Origin of the sequence: Corynebacterium tardum (assembly GCF_046717785.1) — a bacterium.
Taxonomy (GTDB): Bacteria; Actinomycetota; Actinomycetes; order Mycobacteriales; family Mycobacteriaceae; genus Corynebacterium.
This window is the reverse complement of sequence record NZ_CP177104.1, coordinates 677,605-696,063: the sequence shown is the minus strand read 5'-3', so window position 1 is coordinate 696,063 and position 18,459 is coordinate 677,605. Positions and strand designations below refer to the sequence as shown.

At 62.7% G+C, this 18,459-nt stretch carries 12 protein-coding genes and 5 pseudogenes; 10 read left to right on the top strand and 7 right to left on the bottom strand.

The window, feature by feature from the left end; translation table 11 throughout:
• Position 1: 1 nt before the first annotated feature.
• The gene (locus tag ACLI1P_RS03400; RefSeq protein WP_411709409.1) at positions 2-1,378 is read left to right on the top strand and encodes an NAD-dependent succinate-semialdehyde dehydrogenase; all 1,377 of its coding nucleotides are present in this window, start codon (positions 2-4) and stop codon (positions 1,376-1,378) included.
• Between the two features lie 181 nt (positions 1,379-1,559).
• A complete protein-coding gene (locus tag ACLI1P_RS03395) occupies positions 1,560-2,432 on the top strand; it encodes a DUF559 domain-containing protein (protein ID WP_296132790.1) in 873 nt (290 codons plus the stop codon).
• A 99-nt stretch (positions 2,433-2,531) separates the two neighbouring features.
• Here ACLI1P_RS03395 and gabT read toward each other — a convergent pair whose 3' ends face one another.
• The gene (gene gabT, locus ACLI1P_RS03390) at positions 2,532-3,860 is read right to left on the bottom strand and encodes a 4-aminobutyrate--2-oxoglutarate transaminase (protein WP_296132785.1); all 1,329 of its coding nucleotides are present in this window, start codon (positions 3,858-3,860) and stop codon (positions 2,532-2,534) included.
• Between the two features lie 118 nt (positions 3,861-3,978).
• Between gabT and ACLI1P_RS03385 the strand changes: the two genes are divergently transcribed.
• From ACLI1P_RS03385 to ACLI1P_RS03360, 6 genes and pseudogenes are all read left to right on the top strand, one after another.
• Positions 3,979-5,421: a PucR family transcriptional regulator gene (locus tag ACLI1P_RS03385; RefSeq protein WP_411709408.1), complete on the top strand. Its 1,443-nt coding sequence runs from the start codon at positions 3,979-3,981 to the stop codon at positions 5,419-5,421.
• A gap of 86 nt (positions 5,422-5,507) precedes the next feature.
• Positions 5,508-5,918: an acyl-CoA thioesterase gene (locus ACLI1P_RS03380; protein ID WP_411709407.1), complete on the top strand. Its 411-nt coding sequence runs from the start codon at positions 5,508-5,510 to the stop codon at positions 5,916-5,918.
• 22 nt (positions 5,919-5,940) lie between these two features.
• Complete coding sequence (locus tag ACLI1P_RS03375) at positions 5,941-6,912, top strand: NAD(P)H-dependent flavin oxidoreductase (protein WP_296132779.1); 972 nt, start codon at positions 5,941-5,943, stop codon at positions 6,910-6,912.
• Between the two features lie 2 nt (positions 6,913-6,914).
• A complete protein-coding gene (locus ACLI1P_RS03370; RefSeq protein ID WP_306506961.1) occupies positions 6,915-7,715 on the top strand; it encodes an enoyl-CoA hydratase-related protein in 801 nt (266 codons plus the stop codon).
• A gap of 79 nt (positions 7,716-7,794) precedes the next feature.
• Positions 7,795-8,618, top strand: a pseudogene (locus ACLI1P_RS03365) (putative PEP-binding protein); the annotation flags it as partial.
• Between the two features lie 152 nt (positions 8,619-8,770).
• Positions 8,771-10,330 (top strand): YfcC family protein, encoded by a 1,560-nt coding sequence (locus ACLI1P_RS03360; protein ID WP_411709406.1) that lies wholly within the window; start codon positions 8,771-8,773, stop codon positions 10,328-10,330.
• Positions 10,331-11,037: 707 nt separating this feature from the next.
• Here the strand turns inward: ACLI1P_RS03360 and ACLI1P_RS03355 are convergent.
• A pseudogene (locus ACLI1P_RS03355) lies at positions 11,038-11,369 on the bottom strand (IS256 family transposase); the annotation flags it as partial.
• A gap of 73 nt (positions 11,370-11,442) precedes the next feature.
• Here ACLI1P_RS03355 and ACLI1P_RS03350 point away from each other — a divergent pair.
• Positions 11,443-11,916 (top strand): annotated as a pseudogene (locus ACLI1P_RS03350) (transposase); the annotation flags it as partial.
• 47 nt (positions 11,917-11,963) lie between these two features.
• Here ACLI1P_RS03350 and ACLI1P_RS03345 read toward each other — a convergent pair.
• Positions 11,964-13,180 (bottom strand): IS3 family transposase gene (locus ACLI1P_RS03345; protein WP_115021451.1). Its coding sequence is split into 2 segments (ribosomal slippage): positions 11,964-12,919 and positions 12,919-13,180, totalling 1,218 coding nucleotides; the frame shifts between segments, so codons are not numbered across the junction.
• 66 nt (positions 13,181-13,246) lie between these two features.
• Between ACLI1P_RS03345 and ACLI1P_RS03340 the strand changes: the two are divergent.
• Positions 13,247-13,963: pseudogene (locus ACLI1P_RS03340) on the top strand (IS3 family transposase); the annotation flags it as partial.
• A 37-nt stretch (positions 13,964-14,000) separates the two neighbouring features.
• On the opposite strand, the pseudogene ACLI1P_RS03335 reads toward ACLI1P_RS03340, so the two are convergent.
• The 4 genes and pseudogenes from ACLI1P_RS03335 to ACLI1P_RS03320 all read right to left on the bottom strand — a co-directional run.
• Positions 14,001-14,850, bottom strand: a pseudogene (locus ACLI1P_RS03335) (IS1249 family transposase); the annotation flags it as partial.
• A gap of 249 nt (positions 14,851-15,099) precedes the next feature.
• Complete coding sequence (gene arcC / locus ACLI1P_RS03330; protein ID WP_408930198.1) at positions 15,100-16,038, bottom strand: carbamate kinase; 939 nt, start codon at positions 16,036-16,038, stop codon at positions 15,100-15,102.
• A gap of 10 nt (positions 16,039-16,048) precedes the next feature.
• Positions 16,049-17,044, bottom strand: coding sequence for an ornithine carbamoyltransferase (argF, locus tag ACLI1P_RS03325; RefSeq protein WP_306506957.1), 996 nt, complete (start codon positions 17,042-17,044; stop codon positions 16,049-16,051).
• Positions 17,045-17,160: 116 nt separating this feature from the next.
• Positions 17,161-18,447 (bottom strand): dihydroorotase, encoded by a 1,287-nt coding sequence (locus ACLI1P_RS03320; RefSeq protein WP_411709405.1) that lies wholly within the window; start codon positions 18,445-18,447, stop codon positions 17,161-17,163.
• Positions 18,448-18,459: the final 12 nt, after the last annotated feature.

Sequence of the window (18,459 nt, the reverse complement as noted above, 5' to 3'; positions counted from 1 at the left end):
AATGTCTAACACCTACCGAGTACAAAATCCCGTAACGAACGAAGTCGTCGAAAACTTTGACCAGGCTACCGACGCCGAGATCGAGGCCGTTCTGGCCAAGTCCGCCGCCGCATACCGCGCCTGGTCTGAGCGCCCGATGTCCGAGCGCGCAGAAATCATGACCCGCGTGTCCGAGCTCTTTGTAGAGCGCAAGGACGAGCTCGCCACCATCGCCGGCGAGGAGATGGGCAAGATCCACTCCGAAGCTGTCGAGGAAGCCGAGTTCTCCGGCGCCATCATCAAGTACTACGCCGAGAACGGCGAGGACTTCACCAAGGACCAGGAGATTCCGACCGCGTCCAACGGCACCGCCGTTATCCGTCGCCTGCCCCTCGGCCCGCTGCTGGGCATCATGCCGTGGAACTTCCCCTACTACCAGATCGCGCGCTTCGTCGCCCCGAACCTGATGCTGGGTAACACCATCATTCTCAAGGACGCCGAGATTTGCCCGCGCTCCGCACTCGCTGTGCAGAAGATCATGGATGACGCTGGCGTTCCGGAAGGCGTGTACAACAACGTCTTTGCCAACCACGACCAGATCTCCACCATCATCTCCGACTCCCGCGTGCAAGGCGTGTCCCTCACCGGTTCCGAGCGTGCTGGTTCCATCGTCGGCGCACAGGCCGGCGAGAACCTCAAGAAGGCCGTGCTGGAGCTCGGCGGTTCCGACCCGTACGTGCTGCTGGACACCGACGACGTCAAGGCTGCCGCCGAGCTGGCATGGAAGACCCGCATGTACAACACCGGCCAGGCCTGCAACTCCAACAAGCGCATGATTGTCATGGAGGACATCTACGACGAGTTCGTCGCCGAGCTCGAGCGCCTCGCCGGCGCTGCCGTTCCGGTCACCCCGGACAATGAGAAGGAAGGCGGCTACTCCGCACTGTCCTCCCGCGATGCCGCTGAGAAGCTGCGCGACCAGCTCGACCGCGCCGTTGAAGCCGGCGCCAACCTGCGCGTGGGCGGCGAGCTCGCCGAAAAGGGCGCCTACATCTCCCCCGCCGTCATTACCGATATCCCGGTTGGCTCCGACATCTACTACGAGGAGTTCTTCGGTCCCGTCGCAGCCGTGTACAAGGTCAGCAGCGACGACGAGGCCCTCGACCTGGCCAACAACACCCAGTACGGCCTGGGCGGCACGGTCTTCTCCCAGGATCCCGAGCGCGCTGCTGCCATCTCCCGCCGCCTCGAGTGCGGCATGGCCAACGTCAACACCCCGGCTGGCGAAGGCGAAGAAATCCCCTTCGGCGGCGTGAAGCGCTCCGGCTTCGGCCGCGAGCTGGGTCCGCTGGGCATGGATGAGTTCGTGAACAAGCAGATGTACTACGTGGAGAAGTAAAGCTTCTTCGCCTCCTTAAGCCGGAGAAATCTTCCGAGGAGACTGCCTGATCCTGCTGGATCTCGCGGTCTCCTTGGCTGTTTTCTTCGGGATAGGGAGACTCCGCCCTGCGCAATCGTCCCCATGAAGCTACGCTGACAGTGCTGCGGGGTGCAGCACTCAATCATTTCAGGGGGATATCATGACCACTTTGGTCGTCACCGGCATCAGTAGCTCAGCGATCTACCGCGGAGTAGCTTCCGGGCGCTACGTCAAGATCTGTAACCGCGTCTACCTTCATCGCGAACCCACCGCACGCGAGCTCATCGCCGTACTGTCGGCGCGGTGGCCGGGGCTTCTCGCCACAGGCAAGTCTGCCGCAGAACTCTATTTGGGGCAGGAACTAACCCTCCCCCTCACCGTCGCACATGACCAACGCCTGCCTTCGTCGACGTACTTCACAGGGGTCCGCACGAACCGCCTTTCCTCGCTATGCGTTGATGGGATAGATGCTCACATACCGTGCCTGGCCATCGAGCATCTCGATGATGATGCCCTCGCCATCACCGTCTTGGAGAGCTTTTACCGGAGGCGCCAAGGAAACGCATTCGTGGAAAGAGATAACGCAGGAACCCGACTATCCGCGCGAGCTAAGGCTCTACTCAGCAGAGCAGCCCTTGCCACTGACAGCGGCGCAGAAAGGATCCTCATCCGCGCCCTCAAAGAACGTGGCCTGCGTGTAGAAAATAATGTGTACATGGGGGCCTATTACTGGGACATCTATCTCCCCCAGCTCAATGCCATCATTGAGATCGACGGTTACTCGGTACACCGGGCTGACAATCGCACCGTGTTTATCAGGGACCGTTGGAAGGGAAACGACGCAGTACTAGCTGGATACATTTTCCTGCGCTACACCGGCACGTGCATCAAGTGGGAGCTTCAGCGGGTTGTGGACAACATCCTCTCCGCTCGCAAGGCGCCGGTGCCCATGCCGGAGCAAGGAGTGTGGGATTGGCACGAGGGAATATTGCGTGAGGCCTACCCCGAGCAAGGCTTTGAACTGTCGCTCTAACCGACGAAAGCAGCCGAGGAAGCCTCTCGAACCACTGGGCTCCAAGAGCTTCCTCGGCTGATTTCCACACAGGCACCGCGCGCTGCGACCCTGCCCGGCCTACTTAAACTCGTTGAACTGCTTCACCACTACCTGCAGCGCCTCGCGCCACAGGTCCTCCGGGATGGCCAAGGACGGCAGGAAGCGGATGACGTTGTGGTCCAAGCCGCAGGTGAGAAGGAGTACGCCTTCGGACTTGGCACCGCCGGCAATCTTATGCACGAGCTCGGAGTCCGGCTCGCCGTCGGCGGTGACGAACTCGAGGGCGAGCATGGCGCCGCGGCCGCGGAATTCAGCAACGCGGGAATCGCCAAGAATTGGCTCCAGCTCCTCGCGGGCGATCTTCTCCAGGTTCTGAGCGCGAGCGCCGAAGTCCTTTTCCTCAAATTCCTGGAAGGTAGCCAGTGCTGCGGCACAGGCCACCGGGTTACCGGTGTAGGTGCCGCCCAGGCCGCCCGGCTGTGGGGCGTCCATGATTTCGGCGCGGCCCGTGACGGCAGACAGTGGCATGCCGGAGGCAATACCCTTTGCAATGGTCACCATGTCCGGCACGATGCCCTCGTGGTCGGAGGCGAACCAGGTGCCGGTGCGCATCATGCCAGCCTGAATCTCGTCGACGATGAAGACGACGTCGTTGTCGTTGCACCACTTCTGGATGGCGGCCAGGTATCCCTCGGCCGGGACGACGAAGCCGCCCTCGCCCTGAATCGGCTCGGTGACCACGCAGGCCAGGTTGGCGGCGCCGACTTCCTGCTCAATCATGGTGATGGTGTGCTTGGCGGCCTCGGCACCGCTGAGGCCGTCGCGCAGCGGGTAGGACATCGGCGCGCGGTAGATTTCCGGGGCAAAGGGCCCGAAGCCGTTCTTGTACGGCTGCTGCTTCGCGGTCATGCCCATGGTGAGGTTGGTGCGGCCGTGGAAGGCACGGTCCATGACCACGACTCCGCGCTTGCCGGTGTAGTTGCGGGCAATCTTCACGGCGTTCTCCACGGCCTCGGCGCCGGAGTTGAACAGCGCGGTCTTCTTCGGGTGGTCGCCCGGGGTGACCTCGTTGAGCTTTTCCGCCACGGCCACGTAGGACTCGTACGGGGAGATAGTGAAAGAGGTGTGGGTAAAGTGCGCGACGGCCTCCTGAACGGCGGCAACGACGGCCGGGTTGGATGCGCCAGCGGAGGTGACGGCAATGCCGGAGGCAAGGTCGATGAAGCGGTTGCCGTCGGCGTCGACAAGAATGCCGCCGTCGGCGTCGACCACGTACCCCGGCAGGGACGGCGCCATGCCGGCCGGCAGGGCGTTCTTGCGGCGCTCATCCAGCGCGGCACTCTTCGGGCCGGGGACCTGCTGGCCCAGGTGGCGGGACTGCTCGATGTGGTACTCAAGTTCCTGCATGATGCTCCTTTACGTTCTGTAGGTAACTGCGATGCACATAGTGTGTCCCACAACACTCGCACAACTCTATGGACGAAGTGTACAAATTTAGGACCACCGACTGTGTAGTGTGTCCACCATGCGTGAGATCTCATTCCGTTGGCTGAGCAATCAGCGCTCGCTCAACCTGCGCCCCATCTTCGAAGGCCCCGCCCACTTCGACACCATCCACAGCTCTGAGCTTTCAGACCCCACCGAGTTCACCACGCCGGGCGCGCTCATTCTCACCCTTGGCTTGGCCTTCGAGGACAACGAGGAGGGCTTCGAGCACTATGCCGCCTCCCTGACCGCCGCGGGCGTGCACGGCATTGGATTCGGCACAGGCCTGGCATTTTCCCAGGTTCCACAGGCGCTTGTCGACGCCTGCCGCCGCCACCACCTCACCCTCATCGAGGTTCCCCGCGCCACGCGGTTTATCGCCATCATGTCTGCGGTATCGCAGGAGCAGTCGCGTCTAAACAACAACGCGCAATTCGCTCTTCACCGCCAACAAGAACGCCTCAACAAGGCAGCCGCCGACGGCATCGGCGCGCTTATTGCGCAGGCCAGCAAGGAGCTCGGCGCTGCGGTGGCGGTGTCCAGCACGTCCACCACGGTGAGCCGAGTGGACCACGGCGGACGAAGCGCCGAGGCAGCGGCACGAGAGGCGGCGGAGCAGACGGGGCGGGGCGCGGGGACGTCAACAAGCGCGGGCGCCACCATCACCAGCGTCTTTGGCTCCACCGGACGCCGCTTCGCCGTGGCCGTGACCCGCACAGAAAAGTTCGATTCCTACGCCCGCGCCCTCATTCGCCACCTGGCGGGTTTGAGCAGCCTGCTCTTAGACCACCCCGACACCACGGCGCAGACCATTTTGGGCGCTTTGGCGCTCGACGCACAGCTCGCCGGACTGGACAGCCCCGCCCTGCAGGCTGCCTTTCATATGGTGGACCGCCACGGAGCCATCGACCTTGTCCACATCGCCGCCCCGTCGCCGTCGCGCCTCGCCCGCACCCTCGCCGATCTCGACAAGGCCGAGCCGGTGCTCTTTGTCCGGCCCGACCACGATTCCGCCCTCATCGCGCTACCGCCCGGGACTGCGCAGGACGAGCTGTGGAGCAAGCATGCGCGCTACCTGCGCGTTGCCGCCCTGCGGAATGCGCAGTGGCAGGAGCTGAGCTCCACGCTGGCAGCCTCGCTGGCCGCCCACGCACACAGCCTCCCCATGGGCACCACCTCCCTGTACAGCTCGGAGACTCCGACCTGGCTGGCGGAACCAGGCGTGCCGGAGGCGCTGGCCACTCGGCGCGCGAGAACTGTAGACCTGCTTGCCGCGCACGATGCACGCCACGGCACCGAGCTCGCCGCCACCCTGCGCGCTTTCCTCGTGGGCAACGCGAACCTCGCCACCGCGTCTGCGGAGCTGGGTGTGCACCGCCACACGGTGCGCGCGCGACTGGACAAGCTTGAGAAGCTGTGCGGCGTCGACCTGAGCAATCCAGTGACACGGGCGGAGCTACTTCTGCTCAGTGTTAGTGCCTGAAACATTTCTCCACGAACGAGAGCTGCGAACCATAATTCGTATGTATAGTGATACGCAACACTTAGATTGCTCGCTCAAGGAGGACCATGCGCGCCCCCGCCAACGCTATCCCGATAACCCTCGCCTTGCGGTGGTCCGACCAGGACGCGAACGCCCACGTCAATAACGCCACCATCGTCACCCTCGTGGAGGAAGCCCGGGTGCGCGCGGCGAAAGATCTCACCGGCCCGTTCTCCACGGAAGGCATCGTTCACGTGGTGCGTTCCCTTAACGTCGTCTACGACACCGAGCTCACCTACGCCGATTCCATCGAGGCCCGCGTGTGGGTCTCCCACATCGGGAACACCTCCTACACCGTCACCCACGAGCTCATCCAGGAGGGAAAGTCCTGCGTGACGGCGACGGCCACGCTCGTAGTCATTGACACCACGCAGCGCCGGCCCACCCCCCTTCCGGAAGACCTCATCCAGCGCTTGCGCGCCCATCTTTCCGAATAGCCATTCACCTAAGGAGTTCACCATGGTTTCCACCCGCGTTACTGAGATGCTCGGCATCGAGCACGCAATCATCCAAGGCGGCATGCAGTGGGTCGGCCGCGCTGAGCTCGCCGCGGCTGTGTCCAATGCCGGCGGACTCGGCATCATCACCGCCCTGACCCAGCCCACCCCGGAGGACCTGCGCCAGGAGATCCGCCGCGCCCGGGAGCTCACGGACAAGCCTTTCGGCGTCAACCTCACCATGCTGCCGGCCATCACGCCGCCGCCGTACGCGGAGTACCGCGACGTCATTATTGAAGAAGGCGTGAAGATCGCCGAGACCGCCGGTAATAACCCGAAGGACCACATGCCGGCCTTCAAGGACGCCGGTATCACCGTCATCCACAAGTGCACCTCGGTGCGCCACGCGCTTAGCGCGCAGAAGGTGGGTGTCGACATCGTGAGCATCGACGGTTTCGAGTGCGCCGGACACCCGGGCGAGGATGACATTCCGGGCCTGGTACTCATCCCGGCGGCAGCGGACCAGCTGGATATCCCCATCATCGCTTCCGGCGGATTCGCCGATGGCCGCGGGCTCGCCGCTGCCTTGACCCTGGGCGCCGAGGGCATCAACATGGGCACCCGCTTCGTCGCGTCTGCGGAGGCGCCGGTGCACGAGAACGTCAAACAAGCCATCGTGGAGCGCTCTGAGCTCGATACCCAGCTCATCCTCCGCGAGCTGCGCAATTCCACCCGCGTGGCCAAAAACGCCGTGAGCGACGAGGTGGCCGAGCGCCTAGCGCAGGGCGCGGAATTCGGCGATATCCGCCACCTGGTCGCCGGCAAGCGCGGCCGCGCAGTCTACGAAACCGGTGACCTGGATGCCGGGGTGTGGACCTGCGGTACCTCGCAGGGCCTCATCCACGATGTCGCCCCGTGCGCCGACATCGTCTCCCGCATCACCGCCGACGCCGAGCGCATCATCTCCTCCCTCACCGACCTTGTAAAGGACTAACCATGACTGACGCTATCCTGATCCGGCGCGAGGGTGCTGCCCTCATCGCCCAGATCAACAATTCCTCTCGCCGCAATTCCATTGCCAAGGAACACTGCCTCGCCTTGTCTGCCGCGCTTGATAGCGCCTCCCGCGACCCCTCCGTCCGCGCCTTCATCATCACCGGTGACGAAACCGCCTTCTGTGCCGGCGCGGATATCGTGGCCGCCGCCCAGGCCGCAGCCGCCGCGCAGCAGTCAGGCGAGGTACCGGACCCGGCGGAGTCGACGATGTTGCCGCAGCTCAACGCGCTCATCACGCAGATTCAGGCCGCCGAGGTTCCTGTCATCGCCGCGGTCGAAGGCGCGGCCGCCGGCGCGGGCGCCTCGCTGGCCTTGGCCTGCGATCTCATCGTGGGCGGAGAGGAATCCTACTTCACGCTGCCCTTCGGAAAGATCGGCCTCATCCCGGATGGTGGCGTGAGCCTGAGCGCCTACGCTTCGCTGGGTCGCCACCGCGCCCTGGCGCTATCCCTGCTGCAGGACAAGCTGGGGGTCGAGGAGGCGGAGGACGCGGGGATCGTCGCCAAGCGCGCGCCCCGGGGCCAGGCCTTAGAGACCGCCTTGAAGGTGGCCGAGTGCTTCCACGCCGCGCCGCGCGACGCCCTGGCGAAGGCCAAGGAGGCCATCAACCGCACCGCGCTGGGCCAGCTTGAGGAGCAGCTAGCCTGGGAGGAGCCGACGCAGTACGCCCAGATGTCCTCGGCCGGGCACAAAGAGGGCGTAATGGCCTTCTTGGAGAAGCGCCCCGCCCAGTTTGACTAGCAGCTGATTGCCACGCTGATTCCATGGCCCTGTCAGTGCGTTTGGCCATACTCACTCTTGTGCGTTTGAGAGAGCGTATGCGAGAGAGAACCCCTCGATCCTCGTCGCCGCGGACCTCGCCCCCGCGGAAACCGTCACCCTGGACCCGGCCCGGGTCCTCGGCATCGTCACCGAGGCCGGCGGCGCGACCTCCCACACCGCGGTCCTCGCCGCTCAGCTGGGCATCCCTGCCGTGGTGCAGGCCAAAGGTATCCTCGGGGTCGCGCCCGGGAGCTTTGTAGCTATCGACGGCACCTCAGGCGACGTCATCATCACCCCCAGCGGCACTGACACCGCCGCCCTGGCCGAGCGGTCGCGCCGCCGCGCGGCTGCTTTGGCGGGCTCCACGGGCTCAGCGGAGCACAACCACAGGGTGGCGCTGCTGGCCAACATCGGCACCGTCGCAGACGCCGCCGCAGCGTCCGGCCTGGACCTGGAGGGCTGCGGCCTGCTCCGCACCGAGTTCCTCTTCGTGGACCGGGAGAGCGCGCCGACCGTGACGGAGCAGGCGGAGATGTATGCGGGCGTGCTCAGGCGTTCGGGCGCCGCCGCGTGGTGGTGCGCACCCTGGACGCCGGCGCCGTCAAGCCGCTGCGCTTCGCCGACCTCGGCGCGGAGCCCAACCTCGCCCTTGGCCGCCGCGGGCTGCGCCTCTCCACGGCGCGCGAGGCGGTCGACGGCTGCGACCTGTGGGTCATGGCCCCTATGGTGGCCACGCAGGAGGAGGCCGAGTGGTTTGTGCGCCGCGCCCGCTCCTTCGGCCTGCCCCAGGTCGGCGTGATGGTGGAGACCCCGGCCGCTGCCTTGACCGCCGAACAGCTCCTGAGTGCTGCGGACTTCGCCTCCATCGGCACGAACGACCTGCTCTGATACCCGACGGCAATTGCTGTAGGAATAATCACCCTCTCGCAGTGCCTGTGGCGCATGGTGGCGGGTTTACACTTATTCTTGTTCTTGTACCGACCACTCGCCTGGGACGTTTGCCCCGGGCACCTAGCCAGGGAAGGACTAACACCGTGACCACGGCAGTTCCCCAGAAACAGGCCCCTGAGAAGAAGAAATTCGAATTCCCGTCGGCCTTCACCATTCTCTTTTTCCTCACCGTCATCGCGGTGCTCTGTACTTGGTGGGTGCCAGCCGGCTCCTACTCCAAGGTGGAGTACAACGAGGGCGCCGGCGACCTCGTCGTCACCGCGCCGAGCGGCGAAACCAGCGACATGCCCGCCACCCAGGAAACCCTGGACCAGCTGGGCGTGCCGATCAACATCGACAGCTTCACCGGCGGGGACATCACCAACCCCGTCTCCATCCCCGGCACCTACGAGCGCGTTGACCCGAACCACGCCGGCTTTATGGACATCCCGCTCAGCATGGTGCACGGCACCATCGAGGGCGTGGACATCATCGTGTTCATCCTGGTGCTCGGCGGCCTCATCGGCGTAGTGCGCGCAACCGGGGCGTTCGAATCCGGCTTGTTCGCGCTGACCAAGAAGACGAAGGGCCGCGAGTTCATTCTCGTCGCCGCGGTGTCGATCCTCATGGTGATGGGCGGCTCCTTCTGCGGCCTTGAGGAGGAGGCGGTGGCGTTTTACCCCATCCTCGCCCCCATCTTCATCTCGCTCGGCTTCGACGCGATCATTGTGGTTGGCTCGGTGTTCCTCGCCGGCTCCATCGGCTCGGCATTCTCCACCATCAACCCGTTCTCGGTCATCATCGCCTCCAACTCCGCGGGCATTAAGTTCACCGAGGGTATCGGCTGGCGTGTCGCCGGCGCGGTGGTGGGCGCGATCGTGGTGATTGCCTACCTGCACTGGTACGCCAAGAAGATTAAGAAGGACCCCTCGGCCTCCATCGCCTACGAGGACCGCGAGAAGTTCAACGCGCAGTGGCAGCTCGACACCGCGGAGGAGGACATCCGGTCGTTCGACCTGAAGCAGAAGGTCATCCTGATCCTCTTCGCCGCGGCCTTCCCCATCATGGTGTGGGGCGTGATGGGCCAGGGCTGGTGGTTCCCCACCATGGCAGCGTCCTTCCTCATCATCGCGATCACCATCATGATCCTGTCGCTGTTTGGCAAGCACAAGCTCAGCGAGGGCGAGGTAGTTGAGGCCTTCTCGCAGGGCGCTTCCGAGATGGTGGGCGTGGCCCTGATCATCGGCCTCGCCCGCGGCATCAACTTGGTCCTCAACGAGGGCATGATCTCCGACACCATGCTCGACGCCGCCACCCGCCTCGTCTCCGGCATGCACGGCCCCGTGTTCATCCTGATGCTGATGATGGTGTTCTTCTTCCTCGGCTTCGTGGTGCCCTCGTCCTCCGGCCTCGCCGTGCTGGCGATGCCGATCATAGCCCCGCTCGCGGACTCCGTGGGCATCCCCCGCTTCATCGCCGTGTCCGCCTACAACTGGGGCCAGTACGCGATGCTCTTCATCGCCCCGACCGGCCTGGTTATGGCCACGCTGCAGATGCTGCATATCAAGTACTCCCACTGGTTGAAGTTCGTCTGGCCGATGGTGGTGTTCATGTTCGTCTTCGGCGGCGCGATGCTTGTCGCGCAGGTGCTCATCTACAGCTAGGGCCGGCGCCCTCCCCCCGCCCTCGGCGGGGCAAGGAGTGGTTCACGGAGACGTACCGGCTACCGTCGCCGTAGATGAAGTGGAGGTGCGACGCCTCCCGAACGATGCGCAGGTAGCCGTCCGTCACCAGTGAATGGCACGCGGAACACAGGGGCAGCAGATTCTCCAGATCTGTGTGGCCCCGTTTTCCCATTCCTTAACGTGGTGGACCTCGATGAAGCGCGTGTGCGTGCACCCCGGCGCTCGGCACGCCGATGTTGTTGGGCAAGTAGGCGTGGCCAGGGTGGCTTTCGGGGTGGTGCGGGCGATGTGAACGATGCCCGTCAGCGCCTGCACCAGCTTCCGGCCGATCGGCAGACCGTACCCGGATACCGTCTGCAGCGGAGCGCACGCCACCTCCGCCGCCCAGTAGCTCGTCGACGCCGTTGTACGCGATCTCCCCGATCTTTAACGCCGCCGGTAGTACCCGGGTTGCTTCTCGACGTCCTCCCCGCCGGTCTCGCCGTACGCGGTCAGCGCAATCTCGAGCTCGTGATAGCCCAGCTCCCGCTCGTTGGCATTATAAAATTGCTTCCCACAGGCTTTCTATCAGCGGAAACGGCGCCTATAACGTGCGTGTTTTTGCCCCCTCCGCGCCTCAAACCTCCGCATTGCGGACAAGTTGGGTTAAGGGTCAAAAGTGTGTCTGGCTCGGCGTGTCGCTTGGGTTAGATTTGTCCTTTTTGGATGCCGATTGAGTGGGTGTAGTTGGTGTCGATAGCGTTGTCGTAGAGGGCTGGTCGTCCTGTTTCGTGGTCTGCTTGGTTCTCGTTGTGGGTCAGGATAGGTACTTTGGCGAGTTGGTCCTGGCCCCAGTTGGACTGCCTGGCGATTTCTACGGGATCGTCGGGCAGTTCTGTTTTAGATACAGCCACCACTTAAGCATTCGGCGTTGGTGTTCACCGCGTCTTCCGCGGTGAACGAGTGCTAGTAGTTTCAGCTGGGAGTTGATACCGCCTTCAAGGCTGTTGGTGGTGACTTTTATCCGTTGTGTGTCAAGGGGACCTGACCCCCGTTAGGTAGACACCTGATATCCAGCCCGGTTGGGCTGGGAAGAAAGGTAATCTACCACCATGCCTAGGTACTCCGAACAGTTCAAACGTGATGCTGTGGCCCTCTACGAAAACAATGAGGACCTCTCACTTCACGCGGCTTCAGCAGAGCTTGGAGTCAATCGTTCCTCACTTTTCTCCTGGCTTAAGCAGTACGGCACCGGCAAGCGTGCCCGCACGAAGACCTTGCGCGATGAGGCTCAGGCGACGACTGATTCTGAGCGGATCCGCCAGCTAGAAAAAGAAAACGCAAAGCTGCGCGAAGAACGCGACATCCTGCGCAAGGCCGCGAAGTATTTTGCTTAAAGAGACACGCTGGTAATCCGCTTCCAGTTTGTCTATGACCATCGAACCGAATACTCGGTCAAGCGGATGTGCCACGTGTTAAAGCTCAATCGCTCCTCGTTCTACAAATGGGTCAACACTCGCGAAAAACGCAGGGTAAATATGTGCTCTGATGCCCTTATTGGCGCAAAAATCAAAACCATCTTCGATGTGGGGTTGCCCGCAAATCGTGGACACGTAGTGGAGCTACCTAGTGGTTAGGCAGCTATTTCTTTTCTACTGGTGGTTAGACCAATGTGGTTTTCGAAGTCGACGGGGCTGACCATCCCGAGTGCAGAGTGCCGGCGTCGGCGGTTGTAGACGACTTCAATCCAGTAGGCAACGGCCTTGCGTGCAGCATCACGGGTCGCCCAGCGCTGCCGGTCATAGAATTCAGTCTTTAGCGTCGACCAGAACGACTCAGCCATCGCGTTATCGAAGCACACACCAGTACGCCCCACAGACTGGGCAATGCCCAGGTTGCGGCAGACCTCCCAGAGCTTCTCACTGGTAAATTGCGTTCCGCGGTCAGCGTGAAACACCAGCCCATCAGGAACATCACCGCGTAGCGTATGCGCCATCCGCAGGGCCCGTTCAACCAGGTGTGTGTCTTGAACGCTATCCATAGCCCAGCCCAGTACCCTGCGGGAATGACCATCGCGGACCGCGCACAAGTACAACCAGCCCTCACCGGTGCGCAGGTAGGTAATATCTGACATCCACACTCGGTTGAGCTGACCAGTATCAAACATGCGCTTGACCAGGTCAGGAAGAGTTGACTTACGCTTGGCTTGAATCGTTGTCACCGGGACAAAGGCACGCGGTGAAATCCCTTCAATGCCCATCATGCGCATCCGTTTAGCCACAGTCTTGCGATTCAAGGTGATCTGGTAGCGCTCGGCAAGCTCTGCGGTGATCCGCGGAGCACCATAAACCTCATCGGAGTCTTTCCAAATCTGATGAATCTTTCGGTCAACATCATCGTAAAATGCTGCCCGATCATCTTCGCCGGATAGTCGTTTCTGCTGCGCATGGGCCCATTTGTAGTATCCAGACCGAGATACTTTTAATAGTCGTGCCATGCGCTTGATGCTGTAGTTCGCCTTCTCCTGCTGCATTAGTTCGAACTTTTCTGCTCGCGTTGCTTCGCGGCGAAGAAGGCTGTCGCTTTTGACAAAAACTCGTTATCCATCTTGGCTTCTGCCAGCTCCCGGCGCAGACGAGCATTCTCAGCTCGGAGGTCAGCCTCGCTCATCCCATCGGAGGATCCTCGGCGTTCACGTTCGAGTTTGACCCACCGGCCCAAAAGCCCGGCGGAAACACCGATTTCCTTAGCCACATGAGCGATCGGTCGCTCTGACTCGATTACCAGGTTCGCGGCTTCACGCCGGTACTCCGGCGTGTACTTCTTGCGCTGTTGACTCACAATGAACATCCTCTCTTACGGACACAAGATCCGTACAAATAGGGTGTCCACTAAACGAGGGTAACCTCAGATGACGAGCACGGACTTTATGGTGCTAAACGCATAGCTGCAAGCCTCAACGACGATACGGACTTTCCTCCGGCCAACCATAAGAAGGTCGCACGCATCATGAAATCCATGGGGCTTAAAGGCTTTAGTAAACGGCGTCGATGCATCACCACCAGGCGCAAGCCTGGCCACCGAGTCATGCCCGATTTAATAGGCCGCAAATTCACCGCTGACAGGCCGAACCACGTCTACGTAGGCGATATCACCTACCTGCCGTGTAAGGGCGGCAAGAACATGTACCTAGCCACAGTCATCGACGTCTACTCGCGCAAACTCGTCGGACATGCACTCGCCGATCACATGCGGGTATCGCTGGTTATCGAAGCTTTGTCTCATGCCAGAAAAGTCCGCGGAAGCCTTAAAGGGGCAATTTTCCATTCTGATCATGGCAGTGTGTACACCTCACAAGCATTTAGGGACCACTGCGCCCAACTTGGTGTTCGCCAATCCATGGGAGCAGTGGGAACGAGTGCCGATAATGCCCTAGCAGAATCATTTAACGCCACCTTAAAGCGTGAAGTTCTGCGTGATCGGAAAGTCTTTGACAATCCCATCATCTGCCGCCAAGAAGTCTTTCGATGGTGCATGCGCTACAACACGCGCAGACGACACTCCTGGTGCAACCTTCTAGCCCCCGATGACTTCGAAGCACTCACATCAGCTACACTGACCCAAGCAGCATAGCTAACCCCCGACGTGTCTACTTTCCGGGGGCCAGACCCAGGACTCCGTCGGGTGGGTTGAGGAAGACAAACAGCAGGTTGCTGCGCCAGAGGTGGTTCAAACTGCTGTAGGGCCTTGCGCACGCTGGCATTAGTCCAGGTGCGCGTCCAACGACCGGTCTGAGGGTCTTTAACAAGCGTCTTTTCGTCTAACCAGCTGCGGTAGACCGAGGCGAATTCACGCAGTTGAGCACCCCACTGGCTGGCTTGGTCGATAGTGCTAATACGTGTGGGTTTTAGCGCTAGCTGGTAGATGGTGCGCCCGGCATCAGTGCGTGGGCGTGAGGTCGTGTAGCGGCGGACTACGCGTTGAGCATGCACCAGGCAGCGCTGGATAACCGTAGAAGGCCAGCATTATTTGATAGCGCTGGCAGCTCCTTGACCGCCATCGATGACAGCGATAAACGGTGCTGGGATGCGCTGCAAAAGCTGTTTATACGCGTGGGTGGTTTCGCGTTTGCACCAGTGCCAGGCGATGACGTGGTCGATGGTGGCGGCCACGATTAAGCATCCACTGGTGGTGTAGGGCCCATCGATAAAAACCTGATCGTAGATTCGGCCTGTATGCCCGATAGTGGGATCAGGAACGTCAACAAGCCAGCACCAGCTGAAGCGTCGTTTAATCGTTGAAGTGCTGACACCATTGTGTTTGGCTACTGCTGAAAGCGTGGTTGTGGTGGTGCAGTGCTCGATAAACTGGGCGAATGTAGCTGCTTTGGCGACATCTGGCCGGCTTTTGCTGACTGAAGCACCGCAGGCTTTGCATCGCCATCGGGTAGTGCCTTTGCGGGTTGTTCCATTGCGTTTGGTATCACCGCCGCAGTAGCAGCGTGGTCGGTTCTTTGGCATTGAGCCACCACACCACCGCCTACTACCACAGGCGGGCAGCCACACTGTGGATTTACCGCGTTGAGGCCAGATATATGCTCCCAAAGCGTATATCTGACGCTAACCTACAGGTCAGAACCTAAAAATCTCCGATCCCAGACACGCTTTCTGACCCTTTACCCGACAAGTTGGTGCGCGCCAACTATTTGGCCACGAAAAACGGGGCACGAAACCTTTCTAGGTTCCGCGCCCCGCGATTGGGCGGCGGGCTTAGCTCTTGATGGAGGTGCCCACGGTGCCGTTCAGGGCCTCGCCGGCGTTCTCCAGCGAGGTGATGATGGCGGTCCGCCCGGCGCCGCCCTCGACGTAGGAGACGCACGCCTCCACCTTAGGCAGCATGGAGCCGGGGGCGAACTGGCCGTCCGCCATGTGCTGCTTGGCCTCGTCGACGGTGATCTCGGTCAGGTCGCGCTGCTCGGGCGTATTGAAGTTGACTGCCACGTTCGCCACGGCCGTGAGGATGATCAGGTGGCTCGCGCCAACTTGGTCAGCCATGATCGCGGCGGAGCGGTCCTTGTCAATCACGGCGGGCACGCCCTCGAAGCCGCCGCCGTCGCGGCGGACAACGGGGATGCCGCCGCCGCCGGTGGAGATAACCACTGCGCCTGCGTTGACGAGCGAGGTGATGGCCTCGCCCTCGACGATCTCCGTCGGCTGCGGCGATGCCACAACCCAGCGCCAGCCGCGGCCGGAGTCCTCCACGTACGTCTCGCCGGTCTCCTCCATGAGGCGCTTCGCGTCCTCCTCGGAGTAGAAGGAGCCGACGGGTTTGTTCGGGTTGTTGAAGGCCGGGTCATCGGCCTGAACTAGTGTCTGGGTGATCAGCGACGCCACGGGCTTGGCAATGTCCCGCTTGTGGAGCTCGTTTTCCAGCGCCTGCTGCAGGTGGTAGCCGATGTAGCCCTGGCTCATGGCGGAGCACTCGGGGAACGGGATCTCCGGCGTGCCGCCGACCTTCTCGGCCGAATTGTCGGTGGCAACCTTGATCATGCCCACCTGAGGACCGTTGCCATGGGTGATGATCACCTCGTGGCCGCCTTCGATGAGGTCGACCAGCGCGGTGGCGGTGCCCTGGATCAGCTCGAGCTGCTCCTGGGGCGAGTTGCCCAAGGCGTTCCCGCCGAGGGCGACAACCAAACGGTGTCCCATGTTGATTCTCCTAGCTGAGGGTGGCGTACATGACGGCCTTGATGGTGTGCATGCGGTTCTCGGCCTCGTCGAAAACCTTGGACTGCGCGGACTCGAAGACCTCGTCGGAGACTTCCATCTCGGACACGCCGAACTTCTCGGCGATGTCGGCGCCGATGGTGGTCTTCGTGTCGTGGAAGGAGGGCAGGCAGTGCATGAAGATAGCGTCGTCGGCGGCCTTGGCCATGACGTCCTTGGTCACGCGGTAGGGCTCGAGGAGCTTGATGCGGGACTCCCAGATGTCGTCGGGCTCGCCCATGGACACCCAGATGTCGGTGTAGATCACGTGCGCGCCGGTGGCGGCCGCGTCCACGTCCTCGGTCAGGGTAACGGAGCCGCCGTTCTCAGCGGCAATCTCCTTGCACTGCTCCACCAGCTCGGCCTTGGGCATCTGCTCCTGCGGGCCGCAGGCGACGAAGTCCAAGCCCAGCTTGGCGCAGACGACCATGAGCGAGTTGGCCACGTTGTTCTGGGCGTCGCCCATGAACACGAACTTGAGGCCCTTAAGGCCCTGCGGGAAGTTCTCCTCCACCGTGAGCATGTCCGCGATCATCTGGGTGGGGTGGAACTCCGTGGTCAGGCCGTTCCACACCGGCACGCCGGCGTTGGCGGCCAGGTCCTCGACGATCTCCTGGGCGAAGCCGCGGTACTCGATGCCGTCGTACATCCGACCGAGCACGCGGGCGGTGTCCTCGATGGATTCCTTCTTGCCCATCTGCGAGGAGCCCGGGTCCAGGTAGGTCACGCCCATGCCCAGGTCCATGCCGGCGACCTCGAAGGAGCAGCGGGTGCGGGTGGAGGTCTTCTCAAAGAGCAGGACGATGTTCTTGCCCTCAAGGTAGCGGTGCGGGGTGCCGGTGAGCTTCAGATTCTTGAACTCTTTGGAGAGCTTGATCAGGTAGCGAATTTCATCGGGGGTGAAGTCGAGTAGCTTGGTGAATTTGCGGCCGCTAAGGCTGACAGGCATTGGAAACTCCTTTTCGAGTTGGAAGAGGACGGTGGGAATTCCGTCCACTGTCGATGGTAACGCCGAGGCGGCTGCTTGTTCTATGCCTAACGCGTATGAGAATTATCACTGTTTGCTTATCGACGATCCCCAGCGAACGTCACCTCGCCCCGCAACACCGTCGCGGCGACGCGGGTGCTGAAGGTGTGGCCGCGGTACGGCGTGTTGCTGGACTTGGAGGCGAAGCCGGCCTTGTCCACCGCCCACGTGTCGTCCTCGTTGACCAGGGTCAGGTTGGCCGGCTCGCCCTCGGCGATGGGCCGGCCCTGGTCGGCGAGGCGGGTGATCTCGGCGGGGCGCTCGGACATGACCTTGGCCACCCAGCGCCAGTCGGCGAGGCCGCCCCTGACAAAGATCTCGGCGATGATGGCCAGGGAGGTCTCCAGACCCAGCATGCCCGGGCGAGCGAGCTCGAACTCGCATGCCTTGTCCTCGGGGGTGTGGGGTGCGTGGTCGGTGGCGACGACGTCCACCGTGCCGTCGAGAAGCGCCCTGCGCAACGCCTCCACATCGGTCTCCTCGCGCAGCGGCGGGTTGACGCGGTAGGTGCCGTCGTAGGTGTCCAGCAGGTCGTCGGAGAGCAGGAGGTGGTGCGGGGTCACCTCGGCGGTGATGTCCGCGCCCTGCTGCTTGCCCCATGCGATCAGCTCGACGGAGCCGGCGGTGGAGGCGTGGCAGAAGTGGACGCGGCCGTGGTAGTCGCGGGCAAGCAGGATGTCGCGGGCCACGATGGACTCCTCGGCGACGCGTGGCCAGCCGCCCAGGCCGAGGCGGCCAGCGTTCTCGCCCTCGTGGGCGCTGGCCCCCTCGGTCAGGCGCGGCTCCTCGCAGTGCTGGGCCAGCAACACGTCGGTACCGCGGGCGTACTCGATGGCGCGGCGCATGACGCGCGGGTTTTCAACGCACTTGCCGTCGTCGGAGAACATGCGCACCTTGGCGTCGGAGCGGGCCATGAGGCCGAACTCGGTGAGCGTCTCGCCCTCTAGGCCCTTGGTAACGGCGCCCACCGGGTGCACGTCGCACAGGCCCACCTGCTGGCCCTTGTGCCAGATGGCCTCGGAGATCACCGGGGAATCGTTCACCGGGGTGGTGTTCGCCATGGCGAACACGGCAGTGAACCCGCCGCGCGCGGCGGCGCGGGAACCGGTCTCGATGGTTTCGGCGTCTTCGCCGCCGGGCTCGCGCAGGTGCACGTGCATGTCCACCAGGCCCGGCAGGAGCACGGCGCCCTTGCCGTCGAGCGTGGAATCCGCCTGGGCGTCCGCGCCCGCGTTGACGGAGGCGATCACGCCGTTTTCCACCAGCACGTTAACCGGCTCGCCCTCGCCGTAGGGGCGGACGTTGGTGATGAGCAGGGAAGTCATGGAAGTCGTCCT

What these genes read in the sequence shown, in the direction of transcription:
- ACLI1P_RS03400 (WP_411709409.1), top strand. Translation starts at nt 2, where the DNA reads ATGTCTAACACCTACCGAGTACAAAATCCCGTAACGAACGAAGTCGTC.
- ACLI1P_RS03395 (WP_296132790.1), top strand. Translation starts at nt 1,560, where the DNA reads ATGACCACTTTGGTCGTCACCGGCATCAGTAGCTCAGCGATCTACCGC.
- gabT (WP_296132785.1), bottom strand. Translation starts at nt 3,860, where the DNA reads ATGCAGGAACTTGAGTACCACATCGAGCAGTCCCGCCACCTGGGCCAG.
- ACLI1P_RS03385 (WP_411709408.1), top strand. Translation starts at nt 3,979, where the DNA reads ATGCGTGAGATCTCATTCCGTTGGCTGAGCAATCAGCGCTCGCTCAAC.
- ACLI1P_RS03380 (WP_411709407.1), top strand. Translation starts at nt 5,508, where the DNA reads ATGCGCGCCCCCGCCAACGCTATCCCGATAACCCTCGCCTTGCGGTGG.
- ACLI1P_RS03375 (WP_296132779.1), top strand. Translation starts at nt 5,941, where the DNA reads ATGGTTTCCACCCGCGTTACTGAGATGCTCGGCATCGAGCACGCAATC.
- ACLI1P_RS03370 (WP_306506961.1), top strand. Translation starts at nt 6,915, where the DNA reads ATGACTGACGCTATCCTGATCCGGCGCGAGGGTGCTGCCCTCATCGCC.
- arcC (WP_408930198.1), bottom strand. Translation starts at nt 16,038, where the DNA reads ATGGGACACCGTTTGGTTGTCGCCCTCGGCGGGAACGCCTTGGGCAAC.
- argF (WP_306506957.1), bottom strand. Translation starts at nt 17,044, where the DNA reads ATGCCTGTCAGCCTTAGCGGCCGCAAATTCACCAAGCTACTCGACTTC.
- ACLI1P_RS03320 (WP_411709405.1), bottom strand. Translation starts at nt 18,447, where the DNA reads ATGACTTCCCTGCTCATCACCAACGTCCGCCCCTACGGCGAGGGCGAG.